Source organism: Mesorhizobium sp. SEMIA396 (genome assembly GCF_024518615.1).
Lineage (GTDB): Bacteria > Pseudomonadota > Alphaproteobacteria > Rhizobiales > Rhizobiaceae > Mesorhizobium.
On sequence record NZ_JANIFC010000010.1, the window covers coordinates 277,617 to 294,650 of the forward strand.

General features: G+C 61.7%; 19 protein-coding genes. 6 read left to right on the forward strand and 13 right to left on the reverse strand.

Annotated elements, in window-relative coordinates:
• Positions 1-38: 38 nt before the first annotated feature.
• The 7 genes from rseP to NP503_RS23990 all read right to left on the reverse strand — a co-directional run bounded on the left by rseP (position 39) and on the right by NP503_RS23990 (position 6,053).
• Positions 39-1,181, reverse strand: coding sequence for an RIP metalloprotease RseP (gene rseP / locus NP503_RS23960; RefSeq protein WP_127273216.1), 1,143 nt, complete (start codon positions 1,179-1,181; stop codon positions 39-41).
• Between the two features lie 104 nt (positions 1,182-1,285).
• Positions 1,286-2,101, reverse strand: a complete 816-nt coding sequence (locus tag NP503_RS23965) for a phosphatidate cytidylyltransferase (RefSeq protein WP_127270545.1) — start codon at positions 2,099-2,101, stop codon at positions 1,286-1,288.
• Positions 2,098-2,832: an isoprenyl transferase gene (locus NP503_RS23970; protein ID WP_023812930.1), complete on the reverse strand. Its 735-nt coding sequence runs from the start codon at positions 2,830-2,832 to the stop codon at positions 2,098-2,100. The genes NP503_RS23965 and NP503_RS23970 overlap by 4 nt, the downstream gene beginning before the upstream one ends.
• A 34-nt stretch (positions 2,833-2,866) precedes the next feature.
• Positions 2,867-3,421: a ribosome recycling factor gene (gene frr, locus NP503_RS23975; RefSeq protein ID WP_013531759.1), complete on the reverse strand. Its 555-nt coding sequence runs from the start codon at positions 3,419-3,421 to the stop codon at positions 2,867-2,869.
• Positions 3,422-3,521: 100 nt separating this feature from the next.
• The gene (gene pyrH / locus NP503_RS23980) at positions 3,522-4,244 is read right to left on the reverse strand and encodes a UMP kinase (RefSeq protein ID WP_013531760.1); all 723 of its coding nucleotides are present in this window, start codon (positions 4,242-4,244) and stop codon (positions 3,522-3,524) included.
• 138 nt (positions 4,245-4,382) lie between these two features.
• Positions 4,383-5,489, reverse strand: coding sequence for an aldo/keto reductase (locus NP503_RS23985; protein ID WP_127270204.1), 1,107 nt, complete (start codon positions 5,487-5,489; stop codon positions 4,383-4,385).
• Positions 5,490-5,516: 27 nt separating this feature from the next.
• A complete protein-coding gene (locus tag NP503_RS23990) occupies positions 5,517-6,053 on the reverse strand; it encodes a nuclear transport factor 2 family protein (protein ID WP_127270206.1) in 537 nt (178 codons plus the stop codon).
• Between the two features lie 115 nt (positions 6,054-6,168).
• On the opposite strand from NP503_RS23990, the gene NP503_RS23995 reads away from it, so the two are divergent.
• A complete protein-coding gene (locus NP503_RS23995) occupies positions 6,169-7,095 on the forward strand; it encodes a LysR family transcriptional regulator (RefSeq protein ID WP_127270207.1) in 927 nt (308 codons plus the stop codon).
• Positions 7,096-7,116: 21 nt separating this feature from the next.
• On the opposite strand, the gene tsf is transcribed toward NP503_RS23995, so the two are convergent.
• From tsf to NP503_RS24020, 5 genes are all read right to left on the reverse strand, one after another.
• Positions 7,117-8,037, reverse strand: a complete 921-nt coding sequence (tsf, locus tag NP503_RS24000; protein ID WP_127272504.1) for a translation elongation factor Ts — start codon at positions 8,035-8,037, stop codon at positions 7,117-7,119.
• A 109-nt stretch (positions 8,038-8,146) separates the two neighbouring features.
• Positions 8,147-8,935: a 30S ribosomal protein S2 gene (rpsB, locus tag NP503_RS24005; RefSeq protein ID WP_127269021.1), complete on the reverse strand. Its 789-nt coding sequence runs from the start codon at positions 8,933-8,935 to the stop codon at positions 8,147-8,149.
• 203 nt (positions 8,936-9,138) lie between these two features.
• The gene (locus NP503_RS24010; RefSeq protein ID WP_027036667.1) at positions 9,139-9,417 is read right to left on the reverse strand and encodes a DUF4031 domain-containing protein; all 279 of its coding nucleotides are present in this window, start codon (positions 9,415-9,417) and stop codon (positions 9,139-9,141) included.
• 59 nt (positions 9,418-9,476) lie between these two features.
• Positions 9,477-10,775: a hypothetical protein gene (locus tag NP503_RS24015; protein ID WP_127269020.1), complete on the reverse strand. Its 1,299-nt coding sequence runs from the start codon at positions 10,773-10,775 to the stop codon at positions 9,477-9,479.
• A gap of 114 nt (positions 10,776-10,889) precedes the next feature.
• Positions 10,890-11,717, reverse strand: a complete 828-nt coding sequence (locus tag NP503_RS24020) for a cell envelope integrity EipB family protein (protein ID WP_127269019.1) — start codon at positions 11,715-11,717, stop codon at positions 10,890-10,892.
• A 138-nt stretch (positions 11,718-11,855) separates the two neighbouring features.
• Here NP503_RS24020 and NP503_RS24025 point away from each other — a divergent pair, with 138 nt between their 5' ends.
• The 5 genes from NP503_RS24025 (at position 11,856) to NP503_RS24045 (ending at position 16,183) form a co-directional block, all read left to right on the forward strand.
• Positions 11,856-12,320: a RidA family protein gene (locus NP503_RS24025; RefSeq protein ID WP_127269018.1), complete on the forward strand. Its 465-nt coding sequence runs from the start codon at positions 11,856-11,858 to the stop codon at positions 12,318-12,320.
• A 14-nt stretch (positions 12,321-12,334) separates the two neighbouring features.
• The gene (locus NP503_RS24030) at positions 12,335-13,063 is read left to right on the forward strand and encodes a glycerophosphodiester phosphodiesterase (RefSeq protein ID WP_127269017.1); all 729 of its coding nucleotides are present in this window, start codon (positions 12,335-12,337) and stop codon (positions 13,061-13,063) included.
• Between the two features lie 50 nt (positions 13,064-13,113).
• Positions 13,114-14,328, forward strand: coding sequence for a GNAT family N-acetyltransferase (locus tag NP503_RS24035; protein WP_127272503.1), 1,215 nt, complete (start codon positions 13,114-13,116; stop codon positions 14,326-14,328).
• Between the two features lie 99 nt (positions 14,329-14,427).
• Entirely contained in the window at positions 14,428-14,859 is a 432-nt protein-coding gene (locus NP503_RS24040) for an HIT family protein (protein ID WP_127271001.1), read from the forward strand.
• Positions 14,860-15,040: 181 nt separating this feature from the next.
• Positions 15,041-16,183: a phosphatase PAP2 family protein gene (locus tag NP503_RS24045; RefSeq protein ID WP_236383050.1), complete on the forward strand. Its 1,143-nt coding sequence runs from the start codon at positions 15,041-15,043 to the stop codon at positions 16,181-16,183.
• Between the two features lie 42 nt (positions 16,184-16,225).
• On the opposite strand, the gene NP503_RS24050 is transcribed toward NP503_RS24045, so the two are convergent.
• Positions 16,226-16,864, reverse strand: coding sequence for a chloramphenicol phosphotransferase CPT family protein (locus NP503_RS24050; protein ID WP_127270999.1), 639 nt, complete (start codon positions 16,862-16,864; stop codon positions 16,226-16,228).
• Positions 16,865-17,034: the final 170 nt, after the last annotated feature.

Sequence of the window (17,034 nt, forward strand, 5' to 3'; positions counted from 1 at the left end):
CAACATCGTCCATGCAGAAGCCAAATTTCTTCATGATTTCAGCACCCAAACAGATCGTTCCAAAAAACGAACCCCATGAAGCACAGCACCAGAAGCAACCCGGCCCGATAGGCCATTTCCATCATCCGTTCCGACACCGGACGGCGAATGACAGCCTCCACCCCGTAGAACAAGAGGTGACCGCCGTCGAGGGGGGGAATCGGCAAAAGGTTCAGAATTCCGATGCCAACGGATAGCAGTGCAACCAGCTGCACCAGCCATTCGAATCCCAGTTTCGCAGCCCTGCCCGCCATGTCGGCGATCTTCACCGGACCGCCCAGCTGACATTTGTCTTCGCGCCCGACAACAAAGCGCTGCAGGAACTGGCCGGTGCGCTGGATGACGTGACCGGTTTCCTCGACCGCCGCCGCGACCGCTCCGACCGGCGTGTAGGTGATCAGCCTCGGCTGACCGAGTTCCTTGTTGTTGACGACACCGATCACGGCGACCTTGACCTTGTTGCCGAGCGCGTCTTCCTGTTCCATCAGCCGCGGCGCCGCGGTCACAGTGACCTCCTGGCCGTCGCGCAACATGACGAAGGTGATTGCGTCGTCGGCACGGCCCGAGACCAGGCGCTGGACGTCGCCAAAGGTTTCGACCTTGTTGCCGTCGACACTGACGAATCGGTCGCCGGGAAGGATGCCGGCCTTCGCCGCCGGGCTGTCGGCGGTCACCTCGGCCACCATGGGCTCGGCGACATAGCGGCCATAGGCGGTGAACAGCACGGAAAAGACGACGATCGTCAGCAGGAAATTGAACAATGGTCCGGCCACCACCGTTGCCGCGCGCTTCCAGATCGGCTGAGTGTGAAAAGCGACCTTGCGCTCGTCCTCGGTCAGCGTTTCAATTTCTTCCGACGTGGGCTGGCTCGATGTGGCGTTCATGTCGCCGACGAATTTTACATAGCCGCCAAGCGGTATCGCACACAGTTTCCAGCGCGTGCCGTGGCTGTCGTTGAAGCCGAAGAGTTCCGGGCCGAAGCCGATCGAGAAGGCCCTGACGCCGATGCCGCACCAGCGCCCGACAAGGTAATGGCCCATTTCGTGGACGAACACGACTACGGTCAGCACGAAGAGGAATGGCACCAGCGTGCCGAGGACAAAGCCTTCTGTGCTGAAAAGCGCGTGAAGAATCTCGTTCAAGACAAACCCTCAAATTCTTCCACGGCGCAGACTGCGCCGTGACTGTGACACCAATCCGGGCGAATCCAAGGCGCACCGCGCAAAGGACCCTGAAATGACATCGCTCAAACGGGAAACAGACCCTGCGCCGGATGATCGGCGTTCGCCGAAATCCAGCCGATGACGTATAGGGCGAATGCCGCTGCGACAAGCCCATCGACGCGATCCATGACGCCGCCATGGCCCGGGATGAGCGCACCTGAGTCCTTGCGGCCATGGCGGCGCTTGATCCAGGATTCGAACAGGTCGCCTGCCTGCGAGACAATCGACAGCACGAGCGCGACCAGGCCGAGCAATGCCAGATTGCCGACACCGGCAGCTGCGGCGAGGACCAGCCCGGCGACGACGCCGCCGACAGCGCCGCCGAGTGCGCCGCTGCGCGTCTTGCCGGGCGAGATAGAGGGCGCCAGTTTCGCCCCCCCAACGGCTCGGCCAACGAAATAGGCAAGGATATCGGTGGCCCAGACGACAGCGAACAGGAACAGGATGGCAATGAGGCCTGAACGATCGCCATCGCGCAGCAAGGCGAGCGACAGGCCTGAAACCGCGGCATAGGCAAGGCCGCTCGCATCCCATTGTCCGGTCTTGCGAACCGAGGCGGCTATCGCCGTTGCGGCAACGATGGCCGCCACAAGCGGCAGCAGCCAGGAGGCGGCCAGACCGCCAATCAAGGCGCCAATGAAGACAACCAGCAGTGCTTCCGGCAGGAAACCAAGGCCCGTTGCCCCGGTTGGCCGCGACATGCGGGTCCATTCATAGAAGATCGCCGCTACGATCACGGCACACAGCAGCCGGAACGGCAAACCGCCGATCCAGGTCAAGCCGAGAGTGATGATGGCGAGCACGATCGCCGAAACGATACGCAGTTGAAGATTGCTCATCCCGCGGCCGGTCGCGAAGCGACGTCCTGGCCCCCAAGTCCGCCGAAACGGCGTTCGCGGCCAGCAAACTCACGCAAAGCTTCCGCAAGGTGCTCGCGGCTGAAGTCGGGCCAGTAGCAAGGCAGGAAGACGAGTTCGCTATAGGCGGCTTGCCACAGAAGGAAGTTCGACAGCCGGAGCTCGCCGCTGGTGCGAATGACCAGTTCCGGGTCGGGAATGCCTTGCGTATCGAGCGCGCCGGCAAAGCTTTCGGCTGATATCGCCTCGGCGTCGAGTTCGCCACGCGCCACGGCCGCCGCAAGCTTTTGTGCCGTACGAACGATTTCGTCTCGTCCGCCATAGTTGAAGGCGATCACCAGCGTCAGCGATTCGTTTGCGGCCGTCAGCGTTTCGGCCTCGTCGAGCAGTCCCCTGATATCAGACTGCAGCCCTGCCCGGTCACCGATGATTCTAACCCGCACACCGCTCTGGTGCAGTTCAGCAAGGTCACGGCGAATGAACATTTTCAAGAGGCCCATCAGGTCGCTGACCTCGGACTTCGGCCGCGACCAGTTCTCCGACGAGAAAGCATAGACGGTCAGGTAGGAAATGCCGAGCCCAGGTGCCGCGCGCACCGTCTTGCGCAGCGCCTCGACACCGGCACGGTGGCCCGCAAGACGGGGCATGCCGCGCGCCTTGGCCCAGCGTCCGTTTCCGTCCATGATGATCGCGACATGCGCGGGCGTTGCCATGTTCTCGCTTTCGGGTCAGCCGGCGGCCATGACCCTAAACCTGCATGATTTCAGCTTCCTTATCGGAAAGCAGGTGGTCGATGGTGCTGATCGTCTCGTCGGTAAGTTTCTGGACCTGGTCCGAGCGCTTGCGCTGATCGTCTTCGCTGATGTCGCCGTCTTTCTCCGCCTTCTTCAGGAAGTCCATGCCGTCGCGGCGCACATGGCGCGCGGCGACACGGGCATTCTCGGCGTAGGTGTGCGAGATCTTGACCAGTTCCTTGCGGCGCTGTTCGTTAAGTTCGGGAAGTGGAATCCTGAGGTTGGTGCCGTCTACGATCGGGTTGAACCCCAAATTGGATTCGCGGATCGCGCGGTCGACCGCGCCAACCATCGACTTGTCCCATACCGATACCGAGATCATGCGCGGCTCCGGCACCGAGACGTTGGCGACCTGATTGATCGGCATGGTGGTGCCGTAGGCCTGCACCTGGATCGCATCGAGCAGATTGCTGGAGGCGCGACCGGTCCGCAGCGAGGCCAGATCATGCTTGAACGCGGCAATGGCCCCATCCATGCGCCGCTTGAGATCGTCGTACTCACCACTCATCTTTATCTCCTCGACCCGTCTAATGCGGGCTCACTGCTTCGGGGCCGTCTTCGAATCGAACTTTCGAAAACCGGCTTCCCTTTTCGGGTCAGGCCGCCGATCAATCGTCCGCGACGACCGTGCAGCGGCCGCCGCCCCTCAGAATATCGCCGAAACCACCTTTTTCGTGGATCGAATAGACGATTATCGGAATGTTGTTTTCGCGCGCAAGTGCAATCGCAGCAGTATCCATGATGGAAAGGCCGCGATTTATGACTTCGCCATGGCTGATGCGCTCGAAACGCGTCGCATTCGGATCCTTCTTCGGGTCCGCCGAGTAGACGCCGTCGACCTGAGTGCCCTTGAACAGCGCGTCGGCGCCGATTTCAGCGGCGCGAAGGGCCGCGGCCGAATCAGTGGTGAAGAATGGATTGCCGGTGCCGCCGGCAAAGATCACCACCTTGCCCTGGTTCATGTAGGCGGTCGCCTGGCGCTGCGAAAAGCTCTCGCAAAGTTCGGGCATGGCGATCGCCGAAAGCACCACGGCGTCGACGCCGATCTTGTTCAACGACGTGCGCAGCGCCAGCGAGTTGATCACCGTGGCAAGCATGCCCATGTGGTCGCCGGTAACACGGTCGCCGCCCTTGGAGGCAACGGCCACGCCGCGAAAGATGTTGCCGCCGCCGATGACGACGCCGACCTCGATGCCCAATGCACGCGCCTCGGCGATGTCGCCGGCGATGCGATCCACCACTGACACGTCGATGCCGAAATGCTGCTCGCCCATCAACGCTTCGCCCGACGCTTTCAGCAAGACACGTCGGTAGAGGGGCTTCACCGTCATCTGGGCCTCTTCATTTGCATGTGGCGCGTTCCGGGTGGCTGCTCTCGCGCAGGCGCGCCACCGAAACAATGGCGTTCCGATACACGAAGGGCGCCGCGATGTCACGCGGCGCCCTTCCCGGAATTCTCTCGCCTTTTGTCAACTCACGCCGGCAAATGCACCTTCCATGAGCAGGTCAGGGAAATAGCCCGCAGGCTTGCAGCCGACGGCCTGGCCCCCGGTAAGGCCGCCCTGGATTTCCGGACCGAAGAACGAGTACGGGAACGGCGTGACCGGCAGGCTGACTGCGTCGAGCCTTGCCAGGAGCTCTTGGGGGATCTCGAAATCGAGCGCGCCGAGATTGTCCCTGAGCTGATCGAGCCTCGTCGCACCGATGATCACCGAAGCGACACCGGGCCGCGTTGCCGCCCAGTTCAAGGCGATTTGGGCCATGCCGCGGCCAAGCTCGCCGGCGGCCTTTTCCAGTTCGGCAACGATTGCCCAGTTGCGGTCGGTGAACTTCTGGAAGCCGGGATTGGTCGAACCGCGCATCGCCTCCAGCCTGCCGCCGGCGTTGCTGATTGTGTCTGAACGATATTTGCCGCTCAGCAAGCCGCTGGCCAGCGGGCTCCAGACCATGATGCCGGCGCCATAGCGCGTGCCGAAAGGCACGAATTCATGCTCTATGTTGCGCTCGACCAACGAATATTCGAGCTGCAGCGCCGAAACCGGTTCATAGCCGCGCTGCTCAGCGATGGACTGCGCCCTGCTCGCGTACCAGGCGGGGACGTCGGAGAGACCGACATGGCGAATCTTTCCGGCGCGCACCAGATCGTCCAGCGTTCGCATCACCTCTTCCGGTGAAGTCAGCCTGTCCCAGGCATGCAGGACATAGAGGTCGATATAATCGGTGCCGAGCCGCTTCAGCGAGCCTTCGACGGCGCGGATGATGTTCTTGCGGCCGTTGCCGCCGGCATTCGGATTGCCCTGCTCCAGATTCATGCTGAACTTGGTGCTGATCACCGCTCTGTCGCGCAGACCGCGTTCGGCTATGAACTCGCCAAGCCAGGTCTCGGAGGTGCCGCCGGTATAGGCATCGGCCGTATCGAAGAAATTGCCGCCTGCCTCGACATAGGCATCGACCAGGGCGCGGGCCGTCTCCTTGTCGGCGCCCCAGCCCCATTCGGTGCCGAAGGTCATGGTTCCGAGCGCCAGCCGGGTGACACGAAGCCCGCTGCTGCCAAGGGTGTAGAAGGGCATGGTCATGATGTCGCTCCGATCCTGATCCAATCTTCAATGCCGATCCTGTCCGGGGGTCGTCTTGACCCACGGGTTGCCGCGTTCATGCGTCATGCGGAATGTGAAGCCGTCCACGCTCCAGTCGGCTCCCGAACGGGTCAGGTGGTGTTCGTAGGTGCCCCAGACTTCCCATAGCGGTTCGCCATTGCCTTCCATCCGGTTCCAGGCGTAGCCGTTGGAGGAGACAGTCGCGGCGTCGCCGTCGATGGCGACCTGATGGTTGGTGCGCAGGTGCAGGCTGGTCTTGTTGCCCCTGAGGTTGGCGGCCCAGGTCCCGATCAGGTCGTCCGACGCGATGGTGGCCGCAGGCTGCCCACTCAGGCTGCTGAAGTCGACGGTGACGCGGTCGGCGAAGTAACTACGGGCGAGCCGCCAATCCTGGGCATCGACCGCGCGGTCGATGGCATCGGCGATGCGTATGACGGCGCGCTCATCGGCGAGCGTGATTTCAGGGGACGATTCGGCTCCGCCGGCATCGACCGGCGCCAGCGCGATACCCGCCGCGAAGGTGGCATACCTCAATGCATTCATGTCTCTTCTCCTTTGCGCATCGGCCCGTCGCCGGTTTGCTGGCGACAATGTGGGCCAACAGGCCGGCATCGAAAAGATTGCATTATTCGCATGGACTATGCGATATTATGCATGAATGGATCGCGACCTGCTCAGCCACCTTCCCGTTATCGTCGCCGTGGCGCGGCGAGGCGGCTTTGCGCTTGCCGCTGCCGAACTCGGCATGAGCCCTTCGGCGGTCAGCCACGCTGTACGCCTTGTGGAGGAGCGCATCGGCCAGCCGCTCTTTGCCCGCACGACCCGCAGCGTATCGCTGACCGAGGCCGGTCAGGCGCTTGTCGCGACGGCCGAGCCCGCGCTGCAGGATATCGCCGAGCGGATGGAGCGTATCCGCGGCATCAAGGGTCGCCCGGCGGGACTGCTCAGAATCAATGTATCACATATCGCCGTCCCGATGGCGGTGACGCCGGTGGTGACGGCCATGGCCGAGCGCTATCCGGATGTGACAGTGGAAATCTTTGCCAATGAAGGATTGGTCGATATCGTCAGCGAAGGCTTTGACGCCGGCATCAGACTTGGCGAAATGATCGCGCAGGACATGATCGCGATCCGGATGACCCCGCCATTCCAGGTGATCATCGTAGCGTCACCAGCCTATATCGGCCGGCATGGCCGCCCGCACAGCCTGGCCGATCTCGCCGCCCACAATTGCATCGGCTACCGTCTGGTGCGATCCGGCGCGGTCTATCGTTGGGATTTGACGGAGGACGGCAAGGACGTGGCCGTGGAAACGCGCGGCACCGCCATCGTCACCGATTCGCTTGCCGCGATCGACCTGGCGCTGTCGGGAATGGGACTGGCCTATGTGTTCGAGCCGCTGGTGCGCGCCGACCTGGCCGCTGGTCGGCTTGTCCAGGTGTTGCCGCAGTCGGCAATCGAGGAACCAGGCCTGTTTCTCTACTTTCCGCGCCGGGCGGCAATGGCACCGAAGCTGCGCGCCTTTGTCGACGTCACACAAGAAATCGGCCGGACACCCTCGCGAGCGCCCGGCCGAGTTGCCTGAGCCGAAAAGCTGCTTGGCAGCTTACTTCTTGACCGCTGCAGCGACTTCCGCGGCGAAATCGGTCTCTTCCTTCTCGATGCCCTCGCCCAGCGCAAAGCGCAGGTAGGCGGTGATCTTGGCCGGGGCGCCGATGTCCTTCTCGGCATCCTTCAGCGCCTTCTCGACAGTGATGTCGGGATTGAGCACGAAGGCCTGCTTCAGGAGCACGACTTCCTCGTAGAACTTGCGCAGACGGCCCTCGACCATCTTCTCGATGATCGCTTCCGGCTTGCCGGACTGGCGCGCCTGGTCGGAGAAGATCGCCTTCTCGCGTTCGACCGCGGCCGGATCGATCTGCTCTGCGGTCAGCGCCAGAGGGTTGGTGGCGGCAACATGCATGGCCACCTGGCGGCCAAAGGCGTTGGCTGCATGCTCATTGCCCGTGGTCTCGATCGCGACCAGCACGCCGAGCTTGCCAAGGCCGTCGGCAACCGCGTTGTGGACGTAGGTAGCGACAGCGCCGTGCGGGACGGTGAGCTTGGCCGAGCGGCGGAAGCCCATGTTTTCGCCGATGGTGCCGACAGCGTCCTTGATGGTGTCGGCAACAGACTTGTCGGAACCTGGATACTTTGCGGCGGCCACAACCTCCGTCGTGCCATAGGCCAGCGCAACCTTGGCAACGTTGCCGACGATTTCCTGAAACGCGGCGTTGCGGGCCACGAAGTCGGTCTCGGAATTGACTTCCACGACGGCAGCTTCGCGCACGCCGTTGTCGACGCCGATCAGACCTTCAGCCGCGGTGCGGCCAGCCTTCTTGTCGGCCTTGGAGATACCCTTCTTGCGCAGCCAGTCGACGGCCTCTTCCATGTTGCCGTTGGTCTCGGTCAACGCGGCCTTGCAATCCATCATGCCCGCGCCGGTCAAGTCGCGGAGTTCTTTGACCTGTGCAGCCGAAATGCTCATTGTCGCCTCTTTGTTTTAAATGCACCGACGCACCATCGGTATTCGATGGTGCGTCTGTTTAGCGTGCCAGAATATGAGAAAGATGAAGGCCGCAACCGGCCTTCGATTATCAAGCTTCGGGAGCTTCCGACGCCGGGGCCGGAGCCGGGTCGAGCGCGGGTTCGACCGGAGCTTCGACCGAAGCGCCGATGTCGACGCCGAGCGCGCCCTGCTGGCGGGCGATGCCGTCGATCGCAGCCTTGGCGATCAGATCGCAATAGAGCTGGATGGCGCGGGCCGCGTCGTCATTGCCGGGGATCGGGAAGTCGATCTTGTCCGGATCGCAGTTCGAATCGATGATGGCGACGACCGGGATGCCGAGGCGCTTGGCCTCGAGGATGGCGATCGCTTCCTTGTTGGTGTCGATGACGAACATCAGGTCGGGCGTCGAGCCCATGTCCTTGATGCCGCCCAGCGCCTTGTCGAGCTTCTCGCGCTCGCGGTCGAGGTTCAGGCGTTCCTTCTTGGTCAACCCTTGCGCCTCGCCGGCCAGCATCTCGTCGAGCTTGCGCAGGCGCTGGATCGAATTCGAGATCGTCTTCCAGTTGGTCAGCATGCCGCCGAGCCAACGCGAGTTGACATAATACTGAGCCGAACGCTGTGCAGCATCGGCGACGATCTCGGACGCCTGGCGCTTGGTGCCGACGAACAGCACGCGGCCACCCTTGGCGACGGTGTCGGAAACCTGCTTAAGCGCCTGATGCAGCAAAGGCACCGTCTGCGACAGGTCGATGATGTGGATGTTGTTGCGGGCGCCATAGATGTAGGGTGCCATCTTCGGGTTCCAGCGGTGGGTCTGGTGGCCGAAGTGAATGCCAGCTTCCAAAAGCTGGCGCATGCTGAAATCAGGCAGTGCCATTCAAAGTTCCTTTCCGGTTAGCCTCCACGGACACAGGCATTTTTGGACTTTGTCCTCGAACGCCACCGGAGGTTTCAGCCGGATTTCTCCCGGGCAGACACCAAAGTCCGTGTGTGGAATGAGCGCGCATATAGAGGGGATGCGCGATAAACGCAAGCGCCGCGGGATCTGTGATGCGGCGTGCGACGATCCGCGCCCTGCCGTCAGCGCTTTATCTTCCCGTTCGGCACTCGCACTCGCCGGAAGACCGCGACGATCTCCTCGCGGCTGCATTCGATGGCGCCGAGCCGCACCGCACGGTCGCGCTCGAAGCCGGTTATGTCATAATGCGGCGCCGATGTCTTGGGCGGCCCCTGGTAGGATGAGCGCTTGACGCCGAGCCGGGCGGCAAAGCGATGCAACTCGTCGGTGTCGTCGGCCAACAGATGGCACCAGCGATGGCCGGCCCAGTTCCAGATCGCTGCGTCGACATAGACCGCCATGAAGCTTGCTGTTTGCCTTCCATCCTCCACCACAGCGGGCCACGTGGCCCGTCAGGATGTCAGGGACGATAGAATGGATTCGGATAGAAAATGAAGCCGCCATTGGCCGCAAGCTCGGCCACAATGTTGGTGACCGTATCCTGCATGCGACGGTGCAGTTCGGCAACCGCATCGTCGATCGAGCCCGCATGCTCATGCAAGCCCAGTGCCTCCGGCACCCGGATGTGGGCGCAACGCGGCCCGGCCGGCTGCGGAATGAACCGGTTTATCGTGTCGCGCAGCCCGCCTCGACAATAGTCGTTGCGGATCCGCTTCAGATGTTCGGCGATCTGCTCTTGGGTGATGCGCGGATTGGCGCAGGCCCAGGGTCCGATGCGCTGCAGCCTCTGAACCCTATCGGCGAGCGCGCGGACCTGGCTTTGCCGTTCCGTATCGTCGGTGTTTTCGCGTTGCCAGCGACGCGCACGCCGCAGAAGCTCTGCGGTGTCGGTTATGGCAGCGTCGAATGAGATGCTTTCGCCGAGTCGGCGGCCGAGTTCAGCAACCAACGCCTGCTGGCGCTCGGCATAGGTTGCGCCTTCGTCGGATGGCATGCCCGATGCTGCTTCATCGCGGGCCAGCAGCGCCGAATAGACATGGTGGATGCGCTGCGGCAGCGTGTCGGTCGCAAGGCGTTCTATTTTCAGGCTTTTCTCGACATAAGCGCATTCCTTCGCCAGCGCCGCTTCGACATTCCCGGTGAAGGCGAGCTTCCACACGACTGGCGCGATCCAGACCTTGAAATCGGAATCCGTGGCCCGGCCGCGCTTGAGGGCCTCCAGCCCCATCTCGATGGCACCCGGCAGCAAAGGCGCAACGACATTGGCATGCCAGCCGACGCCGCCTTCGGGATGCAGCAGCACGCCATGGCCTTTCAAGGCCCAGGCGATGGAGTGTTCCTTGGCTGCCCCGCTATTGCCGGGAATCTGAGCGATGAGGTTGTTGGCCAGCCAGAACTTCTGCATCAGCCGGCCAAGGCCGTTGACGACACCATTGGTTGCCCATGAGGCCGTGAGCGGGCTGACCTGCGACACGATTTCCTTATCGATCATCCAGTCGGTGAAGAACTCGGGATGATTGGGCGTGATGAAGGTCGCCTTCCCTGCCCCGCAACTGGCCTTCAGCCGCTCAAGGTCGGCGTGGGGAAAGTCGATATGGCGGACATTTGAGACGCCGCGCAGACCGGCCAGGCGATTGAACGGCAAGATATCCCGAAATCCGGGAATGCCGCGGAGCATGACGATCCGGTTGACGGATGTCATGGCCCTGATCAGTGCCGGGTTGGGCCGCGGCGCCACGAATGTATCGATCCTGCTCAAGCTGATCCCCCTCGCGCCTGGACGCCGGGGAGAGGTTGAGAGACGATTGCGGCACGTTCAAGTCGATCGTTACGACCACGCCGTGTCGTGGTAAATCAACTGCCTAGACCGGCACTATTTGGCGGGACAGGGTTTCGTCTGGTCGAACAGCGACAGGTTGACCAGCTTGCCGGTCATCGAGAAGTCGCCATAGTCCATGACGAGATCGCGGGTGATGCCGTTCTCATGCAGCTTGAAGCTGATACGGTATTCCGGCACCTCTTCGCCCGTCTTGTTGGTGTCGTCGAAATAGGCGATGTCGACCGGCCAGTATTTGTCGGTAGCGAGCTTTGCCAGTGCCGAAGCTTCCGGGTCGGCCTTGTCGGCATCGGTTTTCTTGCCGACCACGACGGTGGTGGTCATCACCTTGTTGGCGTCTTCGGAACCGTCGAACAGGTTGGTTTCGTAAAAATTCTCGCCCTTTTCGGCCTTGCCGATCAGCTCGACCAGATGCTGGGTCGGGAATTGGGTTGTCGCCAGCTCGACGCTGTTCTTTTCAGGCTTGTCGATGTCGACCTTCAGGCCCTTGGTCTCTTTGGTGGCGATGCCCTTGACCTCCTTGTCGAGATTCTGGTCGACGAAGGATTTTGTCACGAACGAAAATGTCTTGCCTTCGGCGTCCTCGAAAGTGGTCGTCTGCTGGTCGGTCAGCCTGGTGTTGTCGGCGGTGACGATCTGGGTGACGAAGCGGAATTTCACCGTATAGCCTTCGCAGGCCGAGCCATTGAACTCATAGACCATGCGGCCGGATATGCCTGTGATGCCGGACTGATCGGACGCTTTTTTCAAGGTAAGATCGTAGACGGCGCGGTGGGCTTGCAACGCCGGCGCTGCGAAGGCAGGGCCTATCGAGAAGACCCCCGACAACAGGACGGCATGGAATGCGAGGCGCGTTGCGCGCATGAGGTACTCCGATCGTCGCGACTGATGGCAGGCCGCAGGGAAAGATGGTCCAGCTTAAAAAAAGTCGTGGCGGAAGCGAGGCAAAAATAGCAATTTCGGCCCGGCCGGCGCGGCGTCACCAAGCAATAGGGAAATACCATGAGTGAAACAATCGAAAAGCGGCTAAGCGATCTGGGTGTGACGCTTCCCGTCGCCGCCGCGCCCGCCGCCAACTACGTGCCCTATTGCCGGACCGGCAATCTGCTGTTCACCGCCGGACAATTGCCGCTCAAGGACGGCAAGCTGCAGGCGAGCGGGCTGTTAGGTCGCGATCTCGATACCGCAGGTGGCAAGGATGCGGCAAAATACTGCGCGATCAACATTCTGGCGCAGGCCAAGGCAGCACTCGGCGACCTCGAGAAGATTAGCCGTCTGGTGAAGATCACCGTTTTCGTCGCCTCGACACCTGAGTTCGCCGAGCAGCATCTGGTTGCCAACGGCGCCTCCGATTTCCTGGTGGCGGCCCTTGGCGAGCGTGGCAAGCATGCGCGCTCCGCCGTCGGCACCGCCTGCCTGCCGCTTAATGCCGCAGTGGAAATCGAAGCCGTCTTCGAAATCGAATGAGCCAGGGGACAGATATGACCGACCTATCCTGGCTGACCGCCCGGCCCGTCGCCCATCGCGGCTTCCACGACATGAACAAGACGCGCTGGGAAAACACGCTGTCAGCCTTCGCTGCGGCCGCCGAACGCGGCTATGCCATCGAATGCGACGTCCACCTGTCGTCCGACCGCGTTCCTGTCATCATCCATGACGGAGATCTCAAGCGCCTGACCGGCCAGGATGGTTTCGTCTGGCAGCGCACCGCAGCAGAACTCGCGGCGCTCAGGGTCGGTGGCACGGCGGACCATGTGCCGACGCTGCAGGAAATGCTCCACCTGGTCGACGGCCGCGTGCCATTGGTGGTCGAGTTGAAAGGCACGCCCGGCTATGACGAAGGCCTGGTGGCAAGCGTCGGCAAGATGCTCAAGCGCTACAAGGGCAAGGCGGCGATCATGTCGTTCGACCACTGGCTGGTCCGCGATTTTCCGAAAGACGCGCCGGGTATCCCCGGGGGTCTCACCGCCTACGGCAAGGACGTCGGGCTGATCGAGGCGCATTTCGCCATGCTGGCGCACGACATCGCCTTCACCTCCTACGCGGCCGGCGACCTGCCGAACCCATTCGTCAGCTTCGTGCGCGAAAGGCTGAAAATGCCTGTTATCACCTGGACGGTGCACGACCAGCCGGCGGTCGACCTGACCTTCAGATATGCCGACCAGATGACGTTCGAGGGGTTCGAGCCCGATCTGGTCAAAGTCGCCTGAGTGTCTGAAACGTGACTTGTACCAGGCCGGACGGAGCTTAAATAAGCCTCATGGATCAGGGCGACGAGGGTGACGGACAAACGGCCAATGCTGACTATTCGATCCGCGTCGCCGCCGGCATTGGCGCCTTCACCTGTGATGAATGGAACGGCTTTGCCGGAACCGCGCGCGGAGATTCAGAAACCAGTTACAATCCTTTGGTTTCCTTCGCTTTTCTAAGCGCACTCGAAGATTCTGGATGCGCCGTGCGGCGCACCGGCTGGCAGGGCCATCACCTCAGGCTGGAGGACGGGCAAGGCAGATTGCTGGGCGCGGTGCCCTGTTATCTCAAATCGCACAGCCAGGGCGAATATGTGTTCGATCATGGCTGGTCGGATGCCTTCGAGCGCGCCGGCGGCCGTTACTATCCCAAACTGCAAAGTGCCGTGCCGTTCTCCCCGGTCACCGGCCCTCGCCTGCTGGTCAGCAAAGGCGAGGACAGCGCCAAAGTGAAGGCCGGTCTCGCGGCGGGCCTGAAGGCGGTGACGCAAAAACTCGGCGTCTCTTCCGCGCATGTCACCTTCGCGCAAGAGAGCGATGTGGAAGTGCTGGAAGCGGCAGGCTTCCTGCACCGCACCGACCAGCAATTCCATTTCTTCAACGAAGGTTTTTCGACCTATGACGACTTCCTCGCCACCCTTGCCTCGCGCAAGCGAAAGGCGATGAAGAAGGAAAGGCGTGAAGCGCTTGCCCCAGGCATTTCGATCGATCGGCTGACCGGCAAGGACCTCACGGAGAAGGCCTGGGACGATTTCTTCGCCTTCTACATGGACACCGGCAGCCGCAAATGGGGCCGGCCCTATCTCAACCGTCAATTCTTCTCGCTGATCGGCGAACGCATGGCCGACGACATCCTGCTGGTGATGGCCAGGCGCAATGGCCGCTATATCGCCGGCGCCATCAATTTCATCGGTTCGGACGCACTCTATGGCCGCAACTGGGGCTGCATCGAGGACCATCCTTTCCTGCATTTCGAGGTCTGCTATCACCAGGCGATCGACTTCGCCATCGAACGCAAGCTGAAGGTTGTCGAGGCAGGCGCGCAGGGCGAGCACAAGCTGGCGCGCGGCTACCGGCCGGTGATCATGCATTCCGCGCACTACATTGCGCACCCCGGCCTGCGCAACGCCGTCGCCGACTACCTCAGGCGCGAACGCCACGAGGTGGAGCGGATGAGCGAATATCTGGAAGAGCACACCCCGTTCCGCAAGGATCTGGAGGAGTAGCAACAGGGCTGCCTTGACGAGCAGGGCCGACTTCGTCCGATCGTCTTGCCGATTTTCCACCGTTTCGCTACACGAAAGGCACAATCCGGAGCGTTCGCCATGACCGAGGCCGCCTACGATACCGACAACATCTTCGCCAAGATCCTGCGCGGCGAAATTCCCTCGCACCGGGTCTACGAGGATGACGCTGTCATCGCCTTCATGGATGTGATGCCGCAGGGGCCGGGCCACACGCTGGTGGTGCCGAAAGCGCCGTCGCGCAACCTGCTCGACGCCGACCCGTCAATTTTCGGCCATCTCTTGAGCGTCGTTCAGAAAGTGGCGCTGGCGGTGAAAAAGGCCTTTGGCGCCGACGGCGTCACCATCATGCAGTTCAATGAGCCGGCATCGGGGCAAACCGTCTATCATCTGCACGTACATGTCATTCCGCGCTTCGACGGCATCCCGCTGAAGCCGCACACGGGAGGAATGGAGAAGCCGGAGGTGCTGACCGAAAATGCCGAAAAGATCCGGACTGCACTCGAAAATTGAGAAACGCGAGGTCAGCCGATGTGGCGGACCGGGTAGCGCCGTTCAGCCGAGAAGACGATTCTAGTGCCCGGGCGGGCCGGCGCCGGGACTCAACCGTTTGCAACTCTAATCGTCTGATTAGGAAATATTGAACCGTCTCACGGTAAAATGGTAACGGCGTGGCGAGCTGGGCTTCAAAACCATGGAACATTCGGTTGCGGCATCGGCCCCACTGACGGGGGCTATTGTCGGACGTGCTTTTCCTGGCATCTTGGCGGATGCCTTTTGGCGACACCGGCTGCTGCACGCTATGGCTACCGCTGCGCTGCTTCTGGCAAGCGCAGTCGGGTGGCACACTGGAAACATGCCGGATTTCGGCGTTCTGGCGGAATACGCCGAGTATCTTTTCATCGCCTTCTGGATTTGCGGCTCAGCCCTTGCACTTGGGACGCTTTTCCACCTTGCGCTGGTCCAGCGGGAAACCGAACCGCTGCACACCTTCCTCAAGTCACTGGGTAGATTCTTTGGCGATGCCGAACGCATTGCCAACAGCCTGAATGGCCTGGGTGCGGGTCTTGCCTTCATATCCGCGATCGGTGTGTTGAAGGGAGCCATTGCAATCCTCTCTCCGTTCGCATGGGACAAAGCATTGGCTCACGCCGATCGCATCCTGCATTTCGGTCGAGCCCCGCACGAATGGTTGTGGTTTGTCGTCCAGTCGCCGCTTGCATTGAAGATCATCAACATCGCGTACAATTTCTGGTTCGTCGTGCTCATCACCGCGGTTTTCACCGTGTGCATCACACGCAAGGATACGAAGCTGCGTCACCAGTTCCTGATGAGCTTCATGACGGTGTGGACGCTGGGTGGCTTCTTCCTCGCGATGGGCCTGTCGTCGGCTGGCCCCTGCTTTTACGAGCGATTGGGGTTCGGCAACGACTTTCACCCCCTCATGCAAGCACTTGCCGTTGCCGATCGCGTCTATCCGATCTGGGCGCTCAGCACGCAGGATATGCTGTGGAGTGGCTATACCGGCGCAACTACCGGCAGCGTCGGCATATCCGCCTTCCCATCCCTGCACGTTGTGATGGCGGTGCTGTTCGCCCTCTATGCAACACGGCGGTCTCGGCTGGCCGGTCTTGTGATGTGGTTATTCGCCGGCGTCATTATGGTCGGTTCCGTCGTGCTTGGCTGGCACTATGCCTTGGATGGCTATGCGGGTGCATTCCTGATGATCGCGATCTGGAAGGTGTGCGGATATTTGCTGACCCGTTTCGCGCCGGACCGCATGGCCGCTGAAATCGAGAGCTCCACGATGCAATCGCCGGCCGTTTGCAGGCTGTAAATTCGCCGATCTGGACGAACCCGCCTGCGGCGGCCATGCCGGTCAAAACGGCTCAAGGGCCGCGCTGGATGGGTTGGATAGTTTCTGAAACGTTGTTGGATACGGTGCTTGCCGAAGCTGCTCTGCGATCGTATCCGCGCACTGCTTCGGGCTCAGGAGCGAGGTATCGACTTCCAGATCGTACACGCCTGGGCGGTGGACCTCCTCCTGCCACAGGCGCACGGGCAACGGCACCGGATCGTCTGATGAGCCGGTCACATATCTCTTGTCCGCCGCGCTGGCGGCACGCCTTTCCATGATGATTTCCAGCGGGCAGCGAACACCGACAAACAGCACCGGCAGACCTACAAGCCGGCGCGCGCAATCAGCCACAATGTGAAGTGGTCTCGAATAGGCGTCGTGATGGCCGATATCCGCCACGACATTCAGCCCCAGCCGGCTGTGGGCGGCGATCGATTCGTAGAGCGCGGCGTATAGTCCGGGCACGAGGGCCTCAAGGTCCGGACGCTCGCCACCGGGCCGCAATCCTATCCCGGGCCGATAGCGTGCCGGCGTAGCCTGCTCGTAAACGTCGACGCCGAGATTGATCCAGACGCCATCGAAGCGCTCCTGAACAGCTCTGGCGATGCTTGTTTTTCCCGATCGCGGCGCACCGTTCAGGATGATGATCTGGCCGCTCATGCCCCTCCTCCTTGCAAACGAAAAAAGCCCCGTTTCCGGGGCTTTCAGACTGCTGACAAACCCCGTCGATTTTCGGCGGGGTTTTTTGTTATGTGATTGAAGTGTCTTGGACTGTTTGTGTCAGGAGATTTTGACAAGAGGCATTGAGCCTCATGCGCGGGCCGGCTTGG

Excerpts from the sequence above, each read along its gene's own strand:
- NP503_RS23965 (WP_127270545.1), bottom strand. The coding sequence starts at position 2,101 with ATGAGCAATCTTCAACTGCGTATCGTTTCGGCGATCGTGCTCGCCATC.
- NP503_RS23970 (WP_023812930.1), bottom strand. The coding sequence starts at position 2,832 with ATGGCAACGCCCGCGCATGTCGCGATCATCATGGACGGAAACGGACGC.
- frr (WP_013531759.1), bottom strand. The coding sequence starts at position 3,421 with ATGAGTGGTGAGTACGACGATCTCAAGCGGCGCATGGATGGGGCCATT.
- pyrH (WP_013531760.1), bottom strand. The coding sequence starts at position 4,244 with ATGACGGTGAAGCCCCTCTACCGACGTGTCTTGCTGAAAGCGTCGGGC.
- NP503_RS23985 (WP_127270204.1), bottom strand. The coding sequence starts at position 5,489 with ATGACCATGCCCTTCTACACCCTTGGCAGCAGCGGGCTTCGTGTCACC.
- NP503_RS23990 (WP_127270206.1), bottom strand. The coding sequence starts at position 6,053 with ATGAATGCATTGAGGTATGCCACCTTCGCGGCGGGTATCGCGCTGGCG.
- NP503_RS23995 (WP_127270207.1), top strand. The coding sequence starts at position 6,169 with ATGGATCGCGACCTGCTCAGCCACCTTCCCGTTATCGTCGCCGTGGCG.
- tsf (WP_127272504.1), bottom strand. The coding sequence starts at position 8,037 with ATGAGCATTTCGGCTGCACAGGTCAAAGAACTCCGCGACTTGACCGGC.
- rpsB (WP_127269021.1), bottom strand. The coding sequence starts at position 8,935 with ATGGCACTGCCTGATTTCAGCATGCGCCAGCTTTTGGAAGCTGGCATT.
- NP503_RS24010 (WP_027036667.1), bottom strand. The coding sequence starts at position 9,417 with ATGGCGGTCTATGTCGACGCAGCGATCTGGAACTGGGCCGGCCATCGC.
- NP503_RS24020 (WP_127269019.1), bottom strand. The coding sequence starts at position 11,717 with ATGCGCGCAACGCGCCTCGCATTCCATGCCGTCCTGTTGTCGGGGGTC.
- NP503_RS24025 (WP_127269018.1), top strand. The coding sequence starts at position 11,856 with ATGAGTGAAACAATCGAAAAGCGGCTAAGCGATCTGGGTGTGACGCTT.
- NP503_RS24030 (WP_127269017.1), top strand. The coding sequence starts at position 12,335 with ATGACCGACCTATCCTGGCTGACCGCCCGGCCCGTCGCCCATCGCGGC.
- NP503_RS24035 (WP_127272503.1), top strand. The coding sequence starts at position 13,114 with ATGGATCAGGGCGACGAGGGTGACGGACAAACGGCCAATGCTGACTAT.
- NP503_RS24040 (WP_127271001.1), top strand. The coding sequence starts at position 14,428 with ATGACCGAGGCCGCCTACGATACCGACAACATCTTCGCCAAGATCCTG.
- NP503_RS24045 (WP_236383050.1), top strand. The coding sequence starts at position 15,041 with ATGGAACATTCGGTTGCGGCATCGGCCCCACTGACGGGGGCTATTGTC.
- NP503_RS24050 (WP_127270999.1), bottom strand. The coding sequence starts at position 16,864 with ATGAGCGGCCAGATCATCATCCTGAACGGTGCGCCGCGATCGGGAAAA.